The 18796-nt window shown below is 70.0% G+C and carries 18 protein-coding genes; 9 read left to right on the top strand and 9 right to left on the bottom strand.

Translation table 11 applies throughout. The features are described from left to right. The first annotated feature begins 25 nt into the window (after nt 1-25). A complete protein-coding gene (locus AQJ46_RS23360) occupies nt 26-1396 on the top strand; it encodes a cation:dicarboxylate symporter family transporter (RefSeq protein WP_059207454.1) in 1371 nt (456 codons plus the stop codon). A 63-nt stretch (nt 1397-1459) separates the two neighbouring features. Here the strand turns inward: AQJ46_RS23360 and AQJ46_RS23355 are convergent, their stop codons facing one another. Further along, the gene (locus AQJ46_RS23355) at nt 1460-1897 is read right to left on the bottom strand and encodes a MarR family winged helix-turn-helix transcriptional regulator (RefSeq protein WP_057609854.1); all 438 of its coding nucleotides are present in this window, start codon (nt 1895-1897) and stop codon (nt 1460-1462) included. A gap of 94 nt (nt 1898-1991) precedes the next feature. On the opposite strand from AQJ46_RS23355, the gene AQJ46_RS23350 reads away from it, so the two are divergent. After that, nucleotides 1992-3830 (top strand): ABC transporter ATP-binding protein, encoded by a 1839-nt coding sequence (locus AQJ46_RS23350; RefSeq protein ID WP_059207453.1) that lies wholly within the window; start codon nt 1992-1994, stop codon nt 3828-3830. A 62-nt stretch (nt 3831-3892) separates the two neighbouring features. Next, nucleotides 3893-4741: an endolytic transglycosylase MltG gene (gene mltG, locus AQJ46_RS23345; RefSeq protein WP_059207452.1), complete on the top strand. Its 849-nt coding sequence runs from the start codon at nt 3893-3895 to the stop codon at nt 4739-4741. Nucleotides 4742-4754: 13 nt separating this feature from the next. Here the strand turns inward: mltG and AQJ46_RS23340 are convergent, their stop codons facing one another. The 5 genes from AQJ46_RS23340 to AQJ46_RS59075 form a co-directional block, all read right to left on the bottom strand. Next, nucleotides 4755-5831 (bottom strand): NAD(P)-binding domain-containing protein, encoded by a 1077-nt coding sequence (locus AQJ46_RS23340; RefSeq protein WP_059207451.1) that lies wholly within the window; start codon nt 5829-5831, stop codon nt 4755-4757. Nucleotides 5832-5876: 45 nt separating this feature from the next. Continuing rightward, nucleotides 5877-6896 (bottom strand): ABC transporter substrate-binding protein, encoded by a 1020-nt coding sequence (locus AQJ46_RS23335; protein WP_059207450.1) that lies wholly within the window; start codon nt 6894-6896, stop codon nt 5877-5879. A gap of 41 nt (nt 6897-6937) precedes the next feature. After that, the gene (locus tag AQJ46_RS23330) at nt 6938-7762 is read right to left on the bottom strand and encodes an ABC transporter ATP-binding protein (protein WP_059207449.1); all 825 of its coding nucleotides are present in this window, start codon (nt 7760-7762) and stop codon (nt 6938-6940) included. After that, the gene (locus AQJ46_RS23325; RefSeq protein WP_059207448.1) at nt 7735-8646 is read right to left on the bottom strand and encodes an ABC transporter permease; all 912 of its coding nucleotides are present in this window, start codon (nt 8644-8646) and stop codon (nt 7735-7737) included. The genes AQJ46_RS23330 and AQJ46_RS23325 overlap by 28 nt, the downstream gene beginning before the upstream one ends. Before the next feature lie 124 nt (nt 8647-8770). Beyond that, nucleotides 8771-8851, bottom strand: a complete 81-nt coding sequence (locus AQJ46_RS59075) for a putative leader peptide (RefSeq protein ID WP_404828482.1) — start codon at nt 8849-8851, stop codon at nt 8771-8773. Nucleotides 8852-8974: 123 nt separating this feature from the next. Between AQJ46_RS59075 and AQJ46_RS23320 the strand changes: the two genes are divergently transcribed. Next, on the top strand, nt 8975-9403 hold the full coding sequence (locus tag AQJ46_RS23320; protein WP_059207447.1) for a YjbQ family protein: 429 nt from the start codon (nt 8975-8977) through the stop codon (nt 9401-9403). Nucleotides 9404-9426: 23 nt separating this feature from the next. On the opposite strand, the gene AQJ46_RS23315 is transcribed toward AQJ46_RS23320, so the two are convergent. Together AQJ46_RS23315 and AQJ46_RS23310 are read right to left on the bottom strand one after the other, a co-directional pair. Next, a complete protein-coding gene (locus AQJ46_RS23315) occupies nt 9427-10101 on the bottom strand; it encodes a polysaccharide lyase family 7 protein (RefSeq protein ID WP_059207446.1) in 675 nt (224 codons plus the stop codon). A gap of 169 nt (nt 10102-10270) precedes the next feature. Further along, the gene (locus tag AQJ46_RS23310; RefSeq protein WP_059207445.1) at nt 10271-11758 is read right to left on the bottom strand and encodes an extracellular catalytic domain type 1 short-chain-length polyhydroxyalkanoate depolymerase; all 1488 of its coding nucleotides are present in this window, start codon (nt 11756-11758) and stop codon (nt 10271-10273) included. 291 nt (nt 11759-12049) lie between these two features. On the opposite strand from AQJ46_RS23310, the gene AQJ46_RS23305 reads away from it, so the two are divergent. Then, nucleotides 12050-13474: a tannase/feruloyl esterase family alpha/beta hydrolase gene (locus tag AQJ46_RS23305; protein WP_059207444.1), complete on the top strand. Its 1425-nt coding sequence runs from the start codon at nt 12050-12052 to the stop codon at nt 13472-13474. Nucleotides 13475-14341: 867 nt separating this feature from the next. Here the strand turns inward: AQJ46_RS23305 and AQJ46_RS23300 are convergent. Beyond that, complete coding sequence (locus AQJ46_RS23300) at nt 14342-15289, bottom strand: ATP-binding protein (protein WP_059207443.1); 948 nt, start codon at nt 15287-15289, stop codon at nt 14342-14344. Nucleotides 15290-15485: 196 nt separating this feature from the next. Here AQJ46_RS23300 and AQJ46_RS23295 point away from each other — a divergent pair, with 196 nt between their 5' ends. From AQJ46_RS23295 to AQJ46_RS23280, 4 genes are all read left to right on the top strand, one after another. Continuing rightward, entirely contained in the window at nt 15486-16301 is an 816-nt protein-coding gene (locus tag AQJ46_RS23295) for an oxidoreductase (protein WP_079072401.1), read from the top strand. A gap of 70 nt (nt 16302-16371) precedes the next feature. Further along, the gene (locus tag AQJ46_RS23290) at nt 16372-17469 is read left to right on the top strand and encodes an SMP-30/gluconolactonase/LRE family protein (RefSeq protein WP_225887384.1); all 1098 of its coding nucleotides are present in this window, start codon (nt 16372-16374) and stop codon (nt 17467-17469) included. A gap of 55 nt (nt 17470-17524) precedes the next feature. After that, nucleotides 17525-18115: a TetR/AcrR family transcriptional regulator gene (locus AQJ46_RS23285; RefSeq protein WP_059207699.1), complete on the top strand. Its 591-nt coding sequence runs from the start codon at nt 17525-17527 to the stop codon at nt 18113-18115. 119 nt (nt 18116-18234) lie between these two features. Continuing rightward, nucleotides 18235-18585, top strand: coding sequence for a DoxX family protein (locus tag AQJ46_RS23280; protein WP_059207442.1), 351 nt, complete (start codon nt 18235-18237; stop codon nt 18583-18585). The last annotated feature ends 211 nt before the right edge of the window (nt 18586-18796 follow it).

Raw genomic sequence — 18796 nt, 5'->3', positions numbered from 1 at the left:
GTCCCCCGTCGCTCAAGGAGTGCCCGTGCCGCCGTCCGTCCCGTCCCTGCCGCGACGCGTCGCACACATACTGCGTACGTCTCTCTTCGCGCAGGTCGCCTGCGCCCTCGTGCTCGGCGTCCTCGTCGGAAAGCTGTGGCCCGGCTTCGCCTCGGACCTGCAGCCGCTCGGCGACGGTTTCACCCGGCTCATCAAGACGATCATCTCGCCGCTCGTGTTCTGTGTGGTCGTCGTCGGCATCGCGAAGGCCGGTGACCTGAAGGCGTTCGGCCGGATCGGGCTCAAGGCGCTGATCTGGTTCGAGGTCGCGAGCACCCTCGCGCTGGTCATCGGTCTGGTCGCCGCCAATGTGATCCAGCCCGGCTCGGGGATGCACGTCGACCCGGCCACGCTCAACACCGCCGCCGTCGACGCCAAGACGGGCGGCGGGCACCTTCCCTCGACGACCGAGTTCATCGTCAACGCGCTGCCCACCAGTTTCATCGGCGCCTTCGCCGAGAACTCCCTGCTCCAGGTGCTCATCCTGGCCTGTCTGGTCGGCGCCGCGCTGCTGCACCTCGGCCACACCAAGGTCCCGCAGGTGCTGCCCGCCATCGAGCAGGCCCAGGAGATCATCTTCGCGGTCGTGGGCTTCGTGATGCGCCTCGCGCCGATCGCGGTGTTCGGCGCGATGGCCGTCCTGATCGGCCAGTACGGCCTCGGCGTCATCGAGACCTACGCCAAGTTGATCGTCCTGTGCTACGCGGCCGCCGCCCTGTTCATCGTGCTGCTCGCCGTCGCGCTCAAGGCGGTCACCGGGCTCAGCCTCTGGAAGTTCCTGCGCTACATCCGCGAGGAGATGCTCCTCGCGCTCGGCACCGCGTCCACCGAGTCCGTCATGCCGCGCGTGATGCAGAAGCTGCGCAAGGCCGGCGCCCGCGACGACGCGGTGGGCCTGGTGCTGCCCACCGGCTACTCCTTCAACCTCGACGGCGCCTCGCTCTACCTCTCCATCGGCACGTTGTTCATCGCCCAGGCGGTCGGCGTCGACCTCAGCCTGAGCCAGCAGATCACCGTGGTCCTGGTGCTCATGCTGACCAGCAAGGGCATGGCGGGCATCCCGGGCTCGGCCTTCCTCGCTCTGTCCGCCACGGCGTCCTCGCTGGGTGCCATCCCCGCCGGGGCGGTCGCCCTGCTCCTCGGCGTGGACCGCATCATGGACTCGATGCGCGTCGTGACGAACCTGCTCGGCAACTGCGTCGCGGTCTTCGCGGTCTCCCGCTGGGAGGGGGCGCTGGACATCGAGCGGGCGAAGAAGGTGCTGGGCGGTGAGACCGTCGAGCCCGTGGCGCAGGAGCAGCTCGCCGAGGTACCGGCCGAGGGCACCAAGGAGCCTGCGGTCTCCGAGGCCGGCTGACCGGCGTTCCTGAACAGACCGCGGCCACCGCTCCAGGGTTACGGAGTGGTGGCCGCGGTCTGTTCAGCAGTGCGTGTCCACCAGGGTGTCCAGGAGTCCGCCGAGCGCCCGGCGCTGCTGGTCCGTCAGGGGGGCGAGGATCTCCTCCGCGGCCGCCCTGCGCGCGGCGTGCAGTTCCTGAAGAACCTTCACTCCGTCGTCGGTCAGCTCGATGCGGATCACCCGGCGATTGGCCGGATCAGGAACCCGGCGCACCTTGCCGCTCGCCTCCAGCCCGTCCACGAGCGTGGTCACCGCGCGCGGCACCACCTCGAGCCGCTCCGCGAGATCGGCCATGCGCGGTGGCGTCTCCCAGTGCGCGAGGGTGCGCAGCAGCCGGGACTGGGCCGGAGTCACGCCGAGACCGCGCTCATGAAGCTGGCGCTTCTGGATGCGGTGCACCCGGCGCGTGAGCCTGAGCAACTGCTCGGCGAGCAGGCTGTCGGAATCGGGCGTGTCCATGCGGGAACAATATCAGGATCTCGTTCATTGTGAGCATAGGTAACAATGAGCTAGGCTCCGCTGGTCCTCGCCCTCTCACCCTCCGTAGGAGACCATGCCCCGCGATCACATCGACTGGACCCCCACCCCGGGCACCTCGACCGACCAACCCCGTCAGGTGCGCCGCATCCTCCGGCTCTTCAAGCCCTACCGCGCCAAGCTCGCCGTGGTCGGCCTGCTGGTCGGCGCCTCCTCCCTCGTCACCGTGGCCACCCCGTTCCTGCTGAAGGAAACGCTGGACGTGGCCATCCCGGAGGGCCGCACCGGACTGCTCAGCCTGCTCGCGCTGGGCATGATCCTGAGCGCCGTCCTCACCGGCATCTTCGGCGTGCTGCAGACCCTCATCTCCACGACGGTCGGCCAGCGCGTCATGCACGACCTGCGCACCGCGGTCTACGGCCGACTGCAGCGCATGTCGCTCGCGTTCTTCACCCGCACCCGCACCGGCGAGGTGCAGTCGCGCATCGCCAACGACATCGGCGGCATGCAGGCCACCGTCACCTCGACCGCCACGTCCCTGGTCTCCAACCTGACCAGCGTCATCGCCACGATCGTCGCGATGATCGCCCTCGACTGGCGCCTGACCGTCGTCTCGCTGCTGCTGCTCCCGGTGTTCGTGTGGATCAGCCGCCGGGTCGGCAAGGAACGCAAGAAGATCGTCACCCAACGCCAGAAGCAGATGGCCGCGATGGCCGCGACCGTCACCGAGTCGCTCTCCGTCAGCGGCATCCTGCTCGGCCGCACCATGGGCCGCTCCGACTCGCTCACCCGGTCCTTCGCCGACGAGTCCGAGGGTCTGGTCGACCTCGAAGTGCGGTCGAACATGGCCGGCCGCTGGCGCATGGCCGTCATCGGGATCGTCATGTCCGCGATGCCCGCCATCATCTACTGGACCGCGGGCTTCGCCCTCCAGACGGGCGGCCCGGACATCTCCATCGGCACCATCGTCGCCTTCGTCTCGCTCCAGCAGGGCCTGTTCCGTCCGGCCGTGAGCCTCCTGTCGACCGGCGTCCAGATCCAGACCTCGCTCGCGCTCTTCCAGCGCATCTTCGAGTACCTCGACCTGCCGATCGACATCACCGAGCGGGAGGACCCGGTCCACCTCGACCGCGTCAAGGGCGAGGTCCGCCTGGAGGGCGTGGAGTTCCGATATGACAGCGACGACGACCAGCGCGGCCCCATCCTCGGCGGCATCGACATCGACGTCCCCGCCGGCAGCAGCCTCGCGGTCGTCGGCCCGACCGGCGCCGGCAAGTCCACGCTCGGTTATCTCGTCCCGCGGCTCTACGACGTGACGGGCGGCCGGGTCACCCTCGACGGGGTCGACGTCCGCGACCTGGACTTCGACACCCTGGCACGCGGCATCGGGGTCGTCTCCCAGGAGACGTACCTCTTCCACGCCTCGGTCGCCGACAACCTCCGCTTCGCGAAGCCGGAGGCGACCGACGAGGAGATCGAGCAGGCGGCGCGGGCGGCCCAGATCCACGAGCACATCGCCTCGCTGCCGGACGGGTACGACACGGTCGTCGGGGAGCGCGGCCACCGGTTCTCCGGCGGTGAGAAGCAGCGCCTGGCGATCGCCCGGACCATTCTGCGAGACCCGCCCGTCCTCATCCTGGACGAGGCGACCAGCGCCCTGGACACCCGGACCGAGTTCGCGGTGCAGGCGGCCATCGACGCGCTCTCGGCCAACCGCACCACACTCACCATCGCGCACCGCCTGTCCACCATCCGCGACGCCGACCAGATCGTGGTCCTCGACTCCGGCCGGGTGGCCGAACGCGGTACGCACGAGGAACTGCTGGAACGGGACGGGCGGTACGCGGAGCTGGTACGCCGGGACGCCCGACTGGACCCCGCACACGGGGACGCGCAGCTGGAACCGACCAGCTGAACCGTATCCGACAAGCCGAAGATATGCCTGGTTTATGACGATATGCGGGTTACCGTGCCCGCATGCACATGAACACTCCGCCACGGAGCACGATTCGACTGACGCGCCGGGGCCGACTCGTCCTCATCGCGACCGGGGCCGTCGTGGCAGGCACCGCCGTGGCGGTACCGCTGCTGAGCCTGGAGAGCCAGGGGGAGAAGAAGCCCATCACGCTGGTGATCCCGGAGGGCTGGCGGGCCGGGCAGATCTACGACGCCGTGGACAAGGCCCTCGCCCAGCCCCCGGGCACCGCCAAGAAGTCCTTGGCGAAAGTGCACCTCACGCTGCCCAACGAGGCGGAGGGCAACCCGGAGGGCTATCTCTTCCCGGCGACGTATCCGCTGGAGCGCAACGGGAGGAAGACGACGCCCGAGGCGCTGCTCTCGTTCATGGTCGACACCGCGAACCGGAAGTTCAAGGGCGCCCCCGTCGCGGCCGGCGCCCAGCGCAACGCGATGAACGTCTACCAGGCCGTCACCATCGCGAGCATCATTCAGGCCGAGGCGGCGGCCAAGGCCGACATGGGGAAGGTGGCCAGGGTCATCTTCAACCGCCTGGAGCGCGGGATGCCGTTGCAGATGGACTCCACCATCAACTACGCGCTGAACCGCTCCACGCTGAGGACGACCAGCGCCGACCTCCGGATCGACAGCCCCTACAACTCGTACCAGCGCATGGGGTTGCCGCCGACCCCGATCGACAACCCGGGCGAGGACGCGATGCGCGCGGCGATCAGCCCGCCCCCTGGGGACTGGCTGTACTTCGTGACGGTGAAGCCGGGGGACACCCGCTTCACCAACAGCTTCGAGGAACACCGGCGCAACGTGGCCGAGTTCAACAAGAACCAGCAGAAGTCGGCCAAGGCGGGGTGACGATGACGGAGCGTCAGGCTGCTACGGGTTCCGTCGTCAGCAGCCGCCTGATGTCGCGCACGGCCGCACGGCCCGCGCGGTTGGCGCCGATGGTGCTCGCCGACGGGCCGTAGCCGACGAGATGGATCCGTGGGTCGGCCACCGCGCGCGTGCCTTCGACCCGGATCCCGCCACCCGGCTCGCGCAGCTTCAGCGGAGCCAGGTGATCGATGGCGGCCCGGAATCCGGTCGCCCACAGAATTACGTCGGCCTCCAGACGCCGCCCGTCGTTCCACTCCACGCCCTCGGGCGTGATCCGGTCGAACATGGGCTGCCGGTCCAGGACCCCGTCCGTGATCGCCTGCCGGACCGCGTCGTTGAGCGGCAGCCCGGTCACCGACACCACGCTCTTCGGCGGCAGTCCCTGCCGTACCCGCTCCTCGACGAGCGCCACGGCCTCCCGGCCGACGTCCTCGCTGAAGGGGCCCTCGCGGAAGACGGGCTCACGCCTGGTGACCCACGTGGTGGCGGCCGCGTACGGGGCGAGCTCCATGAGGTGCTGGGTGCCCGACGCGCCCCCGCCCACCACGACCACCCGCAGCCCGGCGAACGCCTCGGGCCCGGGGTACTGCGCGGTGTGCAACTGCCGCCCCCGGAAGGTCTCCTGGCCGGGATAGCGCGGCCAGAACGGCCGGTCCCAGGTGCCGGTGGCGTTGATCAGCGCCCGGGTCGACCAGGTCCCGTCCGAGGCCTCGACGAGCAGCCGCCCTTCGTCACCCTCGCGTACGGCACGGACATCGACGGGCCGCCGTACCCGCAGGTCGAAAGCGCGCTCGTACGCCGTGAAGTACTCGGCGATCACCTCCGACGACGGCCGCTGCGGATCGGCGTCCGTGAGCTCCATCCCCGGCAGCGCGTGCATGCCGTGGACCTTGCCGTACGTCAGCGAGGGCCACCGGAACTGCCAGGCGCCGCCCGGGGCGGGGGAGTGGTCCAGCACCACGAAGTCGCGTTCCGGCTCGAAACCGGTGCGGCGCAGGTGATAGGCGCTGGACAGACCTGCCTGACCAGCGCCTATGACGACGACCTCGACCTCGCGGAAGTTGTTCACCTTTCTACCAACGGTGCGGAGGTGCTGGATCTTCCCGCGGTCGTGTCAGTCCGTCTCCGCGGGGCGGGGCGTGGTGGTGGACGGCGGGAGGCCGCCGTTGAACCGCGCGTCCGTGAATTCGCCGAAGTCGACCTTGCGGGGGATGAGCTTCAGGCCGGTGAAGGTGTCCGCGATCTCCTGTTCGGAGGCGATGAGCCGCTGGTCCACCGCCACCGCGACCCGGGTGGTGTAGGTGCGCTTCACCGCGGCCAGCGCCACGTCCTCGGGCAGCCCGGTCTCCTTCGCCCAGACCTTCGCCCACTCCGGCTCGTGGGAGTAGACCCACTTGTAGGCGCGTCGCAGCCGCTCCAGGTAGTCGTTGATCGCGGCGACCTTCTTCTTGTCCTTCAGCGCGCTCGGCGCCGCCACCTGGAAGGTCAGGCCGTTGGTGATGCCGTCCCCGGTGGTCAGCACGCGACCCTGCTTCGCCTGGAGGATCTGCGAGGTGTACGGGTCCCACACCGCCCACGCGTCGACCTTGCCGGAGGTGAACGCGGCCAGGGCGTCGGCCGGCTGGAGGTACTTGACCTTCACGTCGCCCAGACCGAGCCCGGCCTTCCTGAGGGAGGCGACCAGTTGGTAGTTGGCGGACGAACCCTGGGCCACGGCGACGGACTTGCCCTTCAGCTGCGCCGGACCGGTCAGCTCGGAGTCGTTCGGTACGAGGATGGCGTCGCCCTTGGACGTACCGTGCCAGGCCGCCACCACCGTGATCTTCGAGTCGGCGCCGGCCGCGAACACCGGCGGGGTGTTGCCGACGCCGCCGATGTCGACGGCCTTGGCGTTGACGGCCTCCAGAAGAGGCGGGCCGGAGGTGAAGGTAGACCACTTGATCTTGTAGTCAAGGTTGTCGAGCTCCCCGGCGGCTCGCAGGATCGCCTCCGAACCACCCTTCTGGTCACCGACGTTGAGCGTGAGGGAGCCCTTGCCGTCGGTGTCGGTGCCGGCGGAGGCGTTTCCGCCGCAGGCGGTGAGCAGAAGAGCGAAGGGAAGGAGCAGTGCGGCGGGGGCGAGGCGACGTCGCATGGGGATCCGTTCTGTGGAACTTGGTGTGTGGGTAGGGGAGTTCAGGCGGCTTCGGCTGCGGTGTCGACGCCCAGGCGCTCCAGGAGCTGCCCGCGGATCTCCGCGAACCGGGGATCGGTGATGTCGCGGGGCCGGTCGAGGTCGATGGCCTGCTCGTGCGCGATGACACCCTCGTCCATCACGAGGACACGGTCGGCGAGCAGCACGGCCTCCTCGACGTCGTGCGTCACGAGCAGCACCGCGCAGCCGCGCCGCTGCCACAACTCCCCGACCAGACGCTGGGCCTTGATCCGGGTGAGGGCGTCGAGCGCGCCGAACGGCTCGTCCAGCAGCAGGAGATCGGGCTCGCGCACCAACGCCCTTGCCAGCGAGGCGCGTTGGGCCTCGCCGCCGGAGAGGGTCTTGGGCCAGGCGTCCGTGCGGTGGCTCAGGCCGACCTCCCCCAGGGCCTGGTCGGCGACGGCGCGTGCGGGCTTGCCCGGCAGGCCGAGCAGGACGTTGCGCCACACCTTCTTCCACGGCATCAGCCGGGGTGCCTGGAAGGCGACCGCCTTGCGGCGCGGTACCAGGACGGTGCCCTCGATGTCCCGGTCGAGTCCGGCGAGGATGCGCAGCAGGGTGGACTTGCCGCAGCCGCTGCGGCCGAGCAGGGCCACGAACTCGCCTGCGCGGACGTCGAGTCGGAGGTCGTCGATGACGGCACGGCCGTCGAAGGAGCGGGTCAGCCCCTCGACGCGCACGGCCTGCGCGGGGCGGGGTGCCTCGGCCTTGGACGCATCGCGCTTGGGCTCCTCGGCCGTGGATGCCTCGGCCGTGGGTTCCTCGGTCACCTGGTGGTTCACCGGCCGGTGAACGTCGGTCGCCATTGCAGCAGCAGCCTTTCGAGCGAGCGGACGATGAAGTCGGCCAGCAGGCCGAGGAAGGCGTAGACGATCAGGCAGACCACGATGACGTCGGTGCGCAGGAAGTCCCGCGCCTGCACCATCAGGAAGCCGATGCCGGAGTCCGCGTTGACCTGCTCGGCGAAGACGAGCGCGAGCCAGGAAATGCCGAGCGAGTAGCGCAGACCGGTCATGGCGCCGGGCAACGCGCCGGGCAGGATGACGTGCCGTACGAGCCCCCACCGCGAGAGACCGAGGGACTCCCCGGCCTCGATCAGCTGGGCGTCCACGCCACGGATGCCCGCGTAGACGTTGAGGTAGAGCGGAAAGGTCACGCCGAGCGTGATGATGGCGATCTTCGGGGCCTCGCCGATGCCGAACCAGATGATGAACAGCGGGATCAGACCCACGAACGGCACGGTCCGCAGCATCTGTACCGGGGCGTCCACGATGTCCTCGCCGATCCGGAACAGCCCTGCGACGAGGGCGAGTCCGGTGCCGATGAGGCCGCCGAGGAGCAGCCCGCCCGCGACCCGCTGCAAAGAGGTCGTCATCGCCGAGGTCAGCGAACCGTCGGAGATCAGATCACCCGCGACCTGGGCGATACGGCCGGGGGAGGCGAGGACGTCGGCGGTCAACACGCCGGTGCTGCTGAGGAGTTGCCACAGCACCAGCAGCAGGACCGGACCGGTGGTGCGGCGCAGCCAGCGGGGGACGCGGGTGTGGCGGGAGGAGGTGGGGACGATGGGCTCGAGGTCGAGAGGGAGGACGGGGACCGGGCCGAGGGCTGTGGGCTCGGCGGCATTCGGATGGGAGGTTTCCGAAATGTCGGTTTCCGGGGAATCTGGCGGGGCGTGGCTGATGCTCATGATGCTCCACGGAGGGGGAGAGCGGCCGGCGAGGGGCGCACCTCGACGCCGCCTGAGTGCGGCACGGATCAGCGTGCGCGCCGGTCGGCGGAGCGAGGGTGCGGGAAAAGTGGGGAGAAGGGCGTCAGCAGCCGCGGCGACACGCGGCGGAGGCCACCCGCAGCAGGTCGATGTGACCGCGCGTGGTGAGCAGGACTGAACGCATGGGGCCGAAGCTAGCCATTCGGCGTGTCCACGGTCAATGGTGTCTCGCGGACTGGACTCGCCGTATCGCAGAATGGTCTGGGAATGACGAGTGGATCCGGCCTCAGGGGTGAGGATGGTTGGCATGGCAGACGCTTTCACCACCCGAGTCCTGAACGTCGCCTCCGGTTCGTCGGAGCGGATCGTCGACCTCACCGGCGACTGCGAGGCCTTCCTGAGGGAGGTGGCCGCCGGCCGCGACGGCCTCCTCAACGTCTTCATCCCGCACGCGACAGCCGGCGTCGCGCTCATCGAGACCGGTGCCGGCAGCGACGACGACCTCCTCGCCGCCCTCCACACCCTCCTCCCCGCCGACGACCGCTGGCAGCACCGCCACGGCAGCCCCGGCCACGGCCGCGACCACGTCCTGCCGGCGATCGTCCCGCCCCATGCGACGCTGCCGGTGGTGAACGGGCAGCTGGAGCTGGGGACTTGGCAGTCGGTGTGCCTGGTGGACACCAACAGGGACAATCCTCAACGGAAGGTGCGCTTCACTTTCCTTGCCGGTTCCTGATCAGCTCCGTCGGCCCGTCGGGATCACCGCGTCCAGTACCGGATGTTGCGGAATCGGGCCTCCACGCGCCCCGAGCCGTGGTTGTAGACGCCGTTCTTGAAGTAGCGGGTGGCCGGGCCCCGGTCGGCGACGGTCAGGACGAGGGAGTCGTCGAAGTAGACCTTGACCGTGCCCGTTCCTGCGGTGGCCTGGTGGGCGATCTTCACGTTGAACCAGGTGTCGTAGGCCCCGGTCTTGAGGGCCGTGCCGTCGTAGCGCCGCACGGTGCCCCCGCCCGTGTCGTAGACGTTGAGCATGATGTCGGTGGCCGGAGTTCCGGAGGGGTGGACGCTCCGCAGGATCTGGACGAACGAGGCGCCGTCCGAGCCGGAAGGGAGATAGAGGTCGGCGTCCCACATGCGATCGCCCGTGGTGTAGTCGACCTTCCAGCGCATCTCGGTGCGTGGATCGGTGGAGCTGCCCTCCTGGAAGGGCTCGTCGGTGGCGTGCACCCACATCCGGTGGACTCCGCCGCTGTAGGTGTGACGCTCGCTCAGGTCGAGGTTCCATGGCTTCTGCCAGCTGTAGGTGAACGACGTCTGGTTCCAGCCGTCGGTCGGGTCGGCGGCCACCGCCGCGCCCGCGGGCCGGGGGAGCGCGAGTGCGGGGCCGCCGGCCAGTAGTCCGGCCGCTGTCCGTAAGACGGATCTCCTGTTCATCGGGTGGCCTTTCCGTTGCGGTAGTGGAGGTCGATCCGGTTGGGAGGGAACACCAATACATCGGAGGAGTCAATGACTTCGGCCGCACCTTGCGCGGGTGCGGCCGATTCGAGGGTGATTTAAGTCGAGGAATGTCTCCTGATACACCCGATGTATCGAGCGTCCAGGATCAGGCCGGACAGCCTGAGTCCGCGACGACGTAGTAGCCCGGCGCGGTCTGCTCGAGGGTGTGCCGGGTGTTGGTGTTCCACAGCCCCATGGGCTCGTCGGAGCCGTTGGCGTAGGTCTGACCGCCGCTCTGATGCGCCCGTCCGGCGACCGTGTGGTCGTAGTTGCTCGCCGTATGACACGTGGGCGTGAACCCGGTGGTGGATGCGGTCACCGGGGCGGAGATCGTGCCCGCCGCGCCCGCGGAGTCCACCGCCGCCACGGTGTAGTCGTACGTCGTGCCCGCGGTCAGGCCGGTGTCGGTGTAGGCGGTCGACCCGGTGGTGCCCACCTTCGTGCCGTCCCGGTGGACCGTGTACGAGGTCGCCTCGGGCACCGCGTTCCAGCTCAGGGCCGTGGTGGTGTCGGTGGTCCCGGTGACCGTCAGACCCGTGGGCGCGGGCAGGGCGCCGGTGCCCTGGTCGTGGCCGTCGAGGCCCCAGAACCGGACGGTGTGGTAGCCGGAGCAGATGGTGTCGAGGTAGTACGTGCCGGTGGCGCCGCACTGCTCGGTGCCGCTGCCCGGGTCGACCGCGAGCCCGTGCGCCATGCCCGCGACCGAGTAGACCTCGACCGCGGGCCGGCCGGAGGCGTCGTCGTAGGCGGTCAGCGTGGTGCCCCCGCTCAGGTTTTCCGTGCGTGAAGGCGTCTGGCCGATGCCCCACACGTCGGTCCACTGGTCGCGCAGCTCGGTGGCGTTGGCGGGCCGGACCGTGGTGTCGGCGGTGCCCTGCCAGATCGCGACGCGCGGCCAGGACGCGGTGCCGGCGGGAGCGGCGGAGCGCACCAGGTCGCCCCACTGCCCGGGGGTCCTGTCCGGTGGGCTGTACATGCAGGTGTACGCCGCGGACACGGTGGTCGCGCAGTACGCGGGCAGACCGGAGTCGATGGCCCCGCCCGCGAAGACGTCGGGGTACGCGGCCAGCAGGTTCGCGGTCATGCCGCCGCCGGCGGACAGGCCCGTGACGTAGATCTGCCGGTTGTCGCTGCCGTACTGCGAGACGGCCTTGTCGACCATCTGCCTGATCGACAGGGCCTCGCCCCGACCGCGCGAACTGTCCCCCGGCTCGAACCAGTTGAAGCAGGAGTTGGCGTTGTTGGCGCTGCTCGTCTGGGGGAGGACCAGCGCGAAGCCGTAGCGGTCGGCGAACTTCGGCCAGCCGGAGTGGGCGTAGTAGTCGCTCGCGCTCTGGGTGCAGCCGTGCAGGGCGATCACGAGCGGGGCTCCGGGCGCCAGGGTGTCCGGCGCATAGGCGTACATGGACAGGTTGCCGGGGTTGGTGCCGAAGCCGGTGACCTGGGTCAGGCCCGCGGCGGACGCCTGCGGACCCATGGCGACCAGGCCGGCTGTGAGGGCCAGAGTGCCCGCGGTGGCGGCGACCCGGCGGCGGATGCCTCTGACGAGGCGGCGGCTCTTCGTGAAGCGGATCGGAGGGTGCGACGGTCCCATGACGACTGCCTCCTGATGTCCGGGCGGGGCCCATCGGTTGGTGTGCCGTGCATCATCGGGGCGCACCTGTCGGCCTTGGCATGGGCTGAATAGCCAGGACCGAGGGACGCGCTGTGTGACGGTCGCCCATAGTCGCTCTCGCGCTCGGCCGTGCAGGCGACTTGCTTCCCGTCCGGGGTGGTGTTTCGCACCATCGCCGACAGGCTGACGGTGGTTGGCCGCCCCATACCTGAGGCTGGGTGGGGCGCCCTAGTCTCCCGCGCATCCCTCAGCGTCCTCGGAGGCACACTGATGCGTCTGTCCCTCAGCTCTCCGTCAGGCTCCCGGCAACACCGCGTTCCTCTCGCCCTCGCCGTGGCTGCTCTCGTGCTCACTCCTCTCCCGTCGGCCACCGCCGCATCGGGGAATCCGGGCGATCACTGCGCGCACCGCGAGCGGTTGCGCGTTCCGGGTGCCGAGCATCAACAGGCGGCGTGCCTGGCCGAGTTGACCACGGCCGGCACGGTCGCATCGGGGCACACCGATCCGGCCGACTGGGCCGGGCTGACACCGAAGGACCTGGCCGTCCCCAGCGGAGTCCCCGGCATTCAGATCGACGGCTACTTCCCCGACACCTCCACCACCAACACCAACCACGGCTGGAGACACGACTCCCAGTTCGTCATCCGTCTGCCCGACCGGTGGAACGGCGGCCTGGTGGTCGCCGGCACCCCCGGCAACCGAGAGCAGTACGCCAACGACCGGGCCATCGCCGACTCGGCGCTGTCCCGCGGCTACGCGTACGCCGCCACCGACAAGGGCAACACCGGCCTCGCCTTCTACCGGGACGGCAAGGCGCCGGGCGACGCCATCGCCGAGTGGAACGCCAGGCTCACCCAGCTCACCCGAGCCGCCCGGATCACGGTCGCCCGGCGCTACCACCGCCCGCCCGCACGCACCCTGGTGACCGGCATGTCCAACGGCGGATACCTGGTGCGCTGGCAGTTGGAGAACCGTCCCGAGCTCTACGACGGCGGAGTCGACTGGGAGGGCACCCTGTGGCGACCCGACGGGCCCACCCTGCTGGACTTCCTGCCGGAGGCGCTGCGCCACTACCCGGTGTACGCCGCCGGGGGCGGACGCGCCCGGGAGGCGCAGGAGGCCCTGCACGCAGCGGGGTTCCCGGCCGGGTCGGAGTTCCTCTGGCCGTATCACCACCAGGTCTACTGGGACCTGACCCAGCGCATCTACCGTGAGGAACTCGACCCCGGTTTCGACGGGGCGACAGAGGCGGGTACGCCGTACTGCGCGGCGGGGACACCGGCCTGCGACACCGACTACGACTACGCGACGCGTCCCGACGAGGTGAGGCGGGCCGTGGCGAGGATCGGCCTGACCGGACGGATCGGCAAGCCGCTGATCACCCTGCACGGCACCCTGGACGTCCTGCTGCCGATCGGTCAGGACTCCGATGTCTACGCCCGTATGGTGCGCGACGCCGGACGAGGCGGTCTGTACCGCTACTACCGCATCGAGGGCGGCACCCACACCGATGCCCTTGCCGACGTGTTCCCGGACCGGCTGCGTCCCCTCGCGCCCTGCTACCGCACGGCGTTCACGGCCCTCGAACGCTGGCTCGGCACAGGCCGGCGGCCGCCCGCCTCCCGGACCGTCGGCCTGCCCGCGGGGGCGGAAACCGCGACCCTGGTGAACCACTGCTCCCTGGAAGGGCGGTAGTGAACTCCCCGGCAATCGACACCACGTCATGGGCCAAGGCGCCCGCTCGACGTACACGGATGCCCCCAAGCCCGCCGACCGCGCGCCTGCTTCGAGAGCACCGAGGACGCCTGGTCGACACTCGAGGCGGGCGACCCCACGACTCCGGAGCGGGCGAGCCTGTTGCGGCCGGCCTCCGCCCACCTCGCGAAGTCCTCCCTCGACGTCGTCCGGGCCGCCCACCAACTCGGCGGCAGCCCCTTGGGCCGCCATCTGCGCGACGCCTCCGTCGTCCCGCAGTATGCCTTCCTGCGCTACGGCATGTACGACGGCGCGGGTAAGGTCCTGTTGGGCGTGCGTTCTGTCCGCGACGGGCGGGCACCTCAGGCGAGCGAGGTCCACACGCTCTTGACCTCCGTGTACGCGTCGATGGCTCCGCTGCCCGGGGGAAGCGGCTTCTGGGCCGAACGCGTTCTGATCAACGCGGATCATGCGGCAGCCTGCTCACCCGCTCTGGACGCCGTGCACGCGGCGGCGCTGCCGGTCAACGGACCCGCCTGGCAGGCCCTGGAGAAGCTGGACCTCAGCCCAGTCCAGCGGCTCCTGATCACCAACGGAGGCGGGGCCACCGGAGCCCTGGCCATCCAGCTCGCCGCAGGCGACACGGATCATCCGCAAGGTGAATGCGCTGCGGAAGCGCCGTCAACCCGTGCAGAAAATCCAGGAAGTGACGTCACTGCGGGCCCGTCCGCTGACCACCCGGGTGAACGCAGCCGGTCCCTCGCTCAGCGGCGGGGGTTCCGGCGCCTGTTCCAAGGTTCCCGCGGCGACCCGCATGCTCAGGCTGCCTTCTGGGCGCAGGTAGTCGGGTCTGCAGTGGAGGACCACTCAGCGCTGGTCGACCAGTTGGTCGCCAGCGGTCGCATGCCCCCAAGCCGACTCGATGCCCCAGGCCACCGCGAGCGGTGCCGGTGGCATCAGGAGCCAGGAACTGCCGCTGAGCCGGCTGAGGATATGAGCGCCGGGGGCCGCGGTCCGGGCACGATCCTCGGCGCCGCCGCCCGGTTCCTCCGTCCACCATTGACGCGGCAACGGCAGCAGATCGGCGTTCGGGAAGTTCCCTGGCGGGAGCCGCCGCTCGAGCCGCTGGAGCGCCTCGCGCTGAAGTGCGTCATGACCGGCCGCCCACGCCGCCCGCAGCGCCATGCTGCCGAGCGTGAACGCCTGCCCGGGTTCGGCCACCCGCTCCATGTCCCGGGTCAGCTGACGGCAGGCGGTTTCCAGATTGCCGTGTGCGAACTCGATCAGCCCGCGCAACCCCTCGCTGAGATCCGCGACCGTGGATGCGGAGGAGACCCCTTCGGCCTGCTCCAGCATTCTCCGCGCCACGTCGACGTGGCCGACCTCCCAGGCCGCCCGCGCTCCGTGAGCCAGCCGTCTGGCCGCGTCGTCCATCGAGGAGGACAGCTTCGCCGCACACCGCAGGGCACGGGCCGCCGTGGCACAGGCGCCGCGCGCCCAGGACCGGTGGGCCGACTCCTCCAGCAGCCGGGCCACCTCGTCGTCGAGTCGGCCCACGGCTTCCGAAGCCGCGGCGAGGTGCCAGAGACGCAGCTCGTCGGCGTTCTCACCGGTCAGTACGGAGGCGAGCGCATGATGAACGGCCTGGCGGTTCGCGGGCGGCGCCTCCTCGTGGACCACCGCCTCCATCAGCTGGTGGCGGAAGCGGATCCGCCCGTCCGAGCGCTTGGTGAGCAGGCCCGAGTGCAGCGCCTCGTCCCACGCGACTGCGTCGAGGCCGAGCACAAGTCCGGCCTGGTCCGGGCCGGTGAACACGGACTAGCGGCGCCGGTCCCGGTCGCCTGCTCGTCCCCCGCCCGTGGTCCTCCCCGTAACGCGCACCAGGTTTCCGGATCCTTCTCAGATCTTTCTCGGATCGCGGGGTGTGACCACTTGCCATCCACCGGCGACCCCCCTATTGTCGTACGAACGTAAGACGTACGGACGTAATCCAAAAGTAGGGGAGCTCGTGATGGCGACAACTCGACCGGTGGCACTCGTGACGGGTGCCTCATCGGGGATCGGCAAGGAGACGGCCCGCGCCTTCGTCGAAGCGGGCTTCGAGGTGATCGGAACCGGCCGCAAGACCTCCGGGCTCACCCCGCCCGCAGGCGTGACGTACCTCGATCTCGACGTGGGGAGTGACGAGTCGGCCACCGCCGCGGTCGCAGAGGTGATCGACCGGTTCGGCCGCATCGACGTCCTGGTCAACAACGCCGGCATCGGTGCGTCAGGCGCCGTCGAGGAGAACTCCGTCGCCCAGGCCCAGAACGTCCTGAACATCAACGTCCTGGGTGTCATCCGCATGACGAAGGCCGTTCTGCCGCACATGCGCGCCCGGGGCGCCGGACGCGTCATCAACGTCTCGTCCGTCCTCGGCGTCGCTCCCCAGCCCTTCATGGCCCTCTACGTCGCCTCGAAGCACGCCATCGAGGGCTACTCCGAGTCGCTGGACCACGAGGTCCGCGAGCACGGCGTGCGGGTCCTGCTCGTCCAGCCCGCCTACACCAAGACCAGCTTCGAAACCAACGCCGCGCAGCCCGACACCCCGCTGCCTTTGTACGCGGAGCGGCGGCGCGTCTTCGACGAGGTGATCGCGGCGGCGATGAAGGCCGGAGACGATCCCGCCGTCGTGGCCAAGGCGATCGTCACCGCGGCCACCGACAAGAAGCCGAAGCTGCGCTACACCGCCGGCCCGCTGGCCTCACGCGTCACCACCGCGCGCCGCTTCGTCCCCGCCGGAACCTTCGACAAGCAGATCCGCAAGACCAACCGCCTGCCCGCCTGACGGTGCCTCCGGTGCCTTCGGTTTCTCCCAACGTCCATTGTTCAGGCACTTGTTGAAGCCCAGGAGAGTCATGCAGCAGCAACACCAGCACACGGCCCGGCGCAGCGCACTCGGCGCACAGCGTTTGCTGAAGAAGAAGGTCGCCATCGCGCTGGCGGTCACCGCGACGGCGGCCGTCCTGGCGTCGGCGCCGTCCGCGTCCGCATGGACGGGAGGCTCGTACGGCGGGCACTCGTACGGCGGTTCCGTGGTCACCGACGTGCAGACCGCGGCGAGGTTCGACTTCGCGGCCGGTGAGATCCCCGAGAACATCACCGCCAACCCCGACGGTTCGGTGACCCTGTCCATGCTCGGCAGCTGCGCGGTGTGCCAGCGCACCCACGGTCCGGAGCTGATGCGCGTCTCCGCCTCCGGAGAGCGCACGGTGATTGCCACCGGGCAGGTGGGCGAGGCGATCAGCGGCAACGCCCGCGGCAGTGACGGCACCGTCTACTACGCGTTGTGGGCCCCGGGCAACGCGGACCGCAACGGCGTGTACAAGCTGCTCGGCGACGGCACCCCGCAGCGCGTCGCCGCTCTGCCCGCCGACTCGGGTCCCAACGGGCTGGCCGTCGATGCGGCCGGACGCACCCTCTACATCGCGGACAGCCTCAAGGGCATCATCTGGTCCGTTCCGGTCGCCGGCGGATCGGCGACGCCGTGGCTGACCGACGCCGCTCTCGCCCCGGTGCCCACCGAAGCCCTGCCGATCGGCGCCAACGGACTCAGGTTCCACAACGGCGCCCTGTGGATCAGCAACTTCAACAAGGGAACCCTGCTGCGCGTGCCGATCACCCCCGCCGGCGCGCCCGGCCCCATCCGCCAGGTCGCCGGCGGCCTGCCCAACATCGACGACCTCAGCTTCCTGACCCCGTTCTCCGATGTGGTGTTCGCCGCACAGAACGGATCCTCTTCGGACAACGGCCCGGACAGGGTCGTGGTCATCTACCCGAACGGCACCTACAAGCCCGTCCTGACCAGCGCGGACGGCCTCGCCTCGCCCTCCGCGACCGCAGTGCGCGGCGACCGCCTGTACATCACCGACGGCGGGGTCCCCGACCCGCACGACCCGAAACTGCAGACCGCCAGGATCAACTTCCCCGCGCTCCTTGCAGGCGCGACCCACTGACCCGACCAGGATGGCGGCCGGGGCGCACGCCCCGGCTGCCGCGATGGAGGAACGCATCGTGCGGTACCCGAAAGAACACAAACACCAGACACGGCAGCGGATCGTCACGACGGCCGGCCGCCGGCTCAAGCGCAACGGCATCGACGGCTCCGGAGTCGCGACGCTCATGAAGGACGCGGGCCTGACGGTCGGCACCTTCTACGCCTACTTCGCCTCCAAGGAGGACCTCGTCGCCACCGCGGTGGCCGACCAGATGCGCGCCCAGCACGAGAACATCGTCGCGCAGGCGGCACCCGGCCGCGCCGGACTCGAGCAGATCATCCGCTGGTACTTCTCCACCGAGCAGCGCGACAGCGTCGAGGACGGCTGCCCCAACGCCGCCCTGCTCGACGAGATCGGACGCTCCACGGATCGCACCAAGCAGGCCTACACCGACGGCGCGCTGATCCTCATCGACGGCTTCGCCGCCCGCCTGGCACCCCACGACCCGCCCTCGGCACGCCTGAAGTCACTCAGCCTGCTCGGCATGATGGCCGGAACCCTGCAACTCTCCCGCGCCCTGACCGACCGGCAACTCGCCGACCAACTCCTCGAACAGGGCATCCACAACGCCCTCGCCCTGATAGACGCAGAACAGCACAACTGATCACTCCGGTGACCTGTGTTTGCCCCGGACACAAGGCAGTTCACATGACCGCGGCTCATCCCTTGGCGCCCTGGATTCCTGGACCGATCGACGGTCCCCTTCTTGCTCCGGAGCTCTCCGTGTTCCTCGCCTATGCCATTGTCGCCGTCGTGCTGTCCCTGCTGCTGGTCTTCTCCGCCGTTCCCGACATCACCCGCGACCCGAAGATCACAGAAGGGCTCAAGGCGCTCGGGGTGCCCGACAGCTGGTTCCTGCCGCTCGGCCTCGTCAAGATCGCGGGCGCTCTGGGGCTGCTCGCCGGCATCGCCTACCGGCCGTTGGGCATCGCGGCGGCGACCGGTGTCGTCCTGTACTTCCTGGGCGCCGTGATGACGCACGTCCGTGGGGGCGACAAGAAGGGAAGCGCCACCCCGGCCGCCATCATGCTCCTCGCCGTGGCGCCGCTGGTACTGGGGGTCGCGACGGTCTGATCGTGCCCCCGCCATCGCCATCGGGCCGGCTCACGATCGCACGGCGCCACCACTGCCGGACGCTGCCTGCAGCGCCCGCGCAGGACGCAAGTCACTCCGGGACGGCCCACGTCGGCCGCCCCGGACAGCCTCGGTCCAGCGCCGGCCGGCCGCGCACATGCCGTCGCCACCCGTGGCTTCCTGCGCGCTGTGCCGGGAACTCGCCCTCGGC

Origin of the sequence: Streptomyces canus, assembly GCF_001514145.1 — a bacterium.
Classification (GTDB): Bacteria; Actinomycetota; Actinomycetes; order Streptomycetales; family Streptomycetaceae; genus Streptomyces; species Streptomyces canus.
This window is presented reverse-complemented; position numbering and strand designations above follow the sequence as displayed.

What these genes read in the sequence shown, in the direction of transcription:
- AQJ46_RS23355 (WP_057609854.1), bottom strand. Translation starts at nt 1,897, where the DNA reads ATGGACACGCCCGATTCCGACAGCCTGCTCGCCGAGCAGTTGCTCAGG.
- AQJ46_RS23350 (WP_059207453.1), top strand. Translation starts at nt 1,992, where the DNA reads ATGCCCCGCGATCACATCGACTGGACCCCCACCCCGGGCACCTCGACC.
- mltG (WP_059207452.1), top strand. Translation starts at nt 3,893, where the DNA reads ATGCACATGAACACTCCGCCACGGAGCACGATTCGACTGACGCGCCGG.
- AQJ46_RS23335 (WP_059207450.1), bottom strand. Translation starts at nt 6,896, where the DNA reads ATGCGACGTCGCCTCGCCCCCGCCGCACTGCTCCTTCCCTTCGCTCTT.
- AQJ46_RS23330 (WP_059207449.1), bottom strand. Translation starts at nt 7,762, where the DNA reads ATGGCGACCGACGTTCACCGGCCGGTGAACCACCAGGTGACCGAGGAA.
- AQJ46_RS23325 (WP_059207448.1), bottom strand. Translation starts at nt 8,646, where the DNA reads ATGAGCATCAGCCACGCCCCGCCAGATTCCCCGGAAACCGACATTTCG.
- AQJ46_RS59075 (WP_404828482.1), bottom strand. Translation starts at nt 8,851, where the DNA reads ATGCGTTCAGTCCTGCTCACCACGCGCGGTCACATCGACCTGCTGCGG.
- AQJ46_RS23320 (WP_059207447.1), top strand. Translation starts at nt 8,975, where the DNA reads ATGGCAGACGCTTTCACCACCCGAGTCCTGAACGTCGCCTCCGGTTCG.
- AQJ46_RS23315 (WP_059207446.1), bottom strand. Translation starts at nt 10,101, where the DNA reads ATGAACAGGAGATCCGTCTTACGGACAGCGGCCGGACTACTGGCCGGC.
- AQJ46_RS23310 (WP_059207445.1), bottom strand. Translation starts at nt 11,758, where the DNA reads ATGGGACCGTCGCACCCTCCGATCCGCTTCACGAAGAGCCGCCGCCTC.
- AQJ46_RS23305 (WP_059207444.1), top strand. Translation starts at nt 12,050, where the DNA reads ATGCGTCTGTCCCTCAGCTCTCCGTCAGGCTCCCGGCAACACCGCGTT.
- AQJ46_RS23295 (WP_079072401.1), top strand. Translation starts at nt 15,486, where the DNA reads ATGGCGACAACTCGACCGGTGGCACTCGTGACGGGTGCCTCATCGGGG.
- AQJ46_RS23290 (WP_225887384.1), top strand. Translation starts at nt 16,372, where the DNA reads ATGCAGCAGCAACACCAGCACACGGCCCGGCGCAGCGCACTCGGCGCA.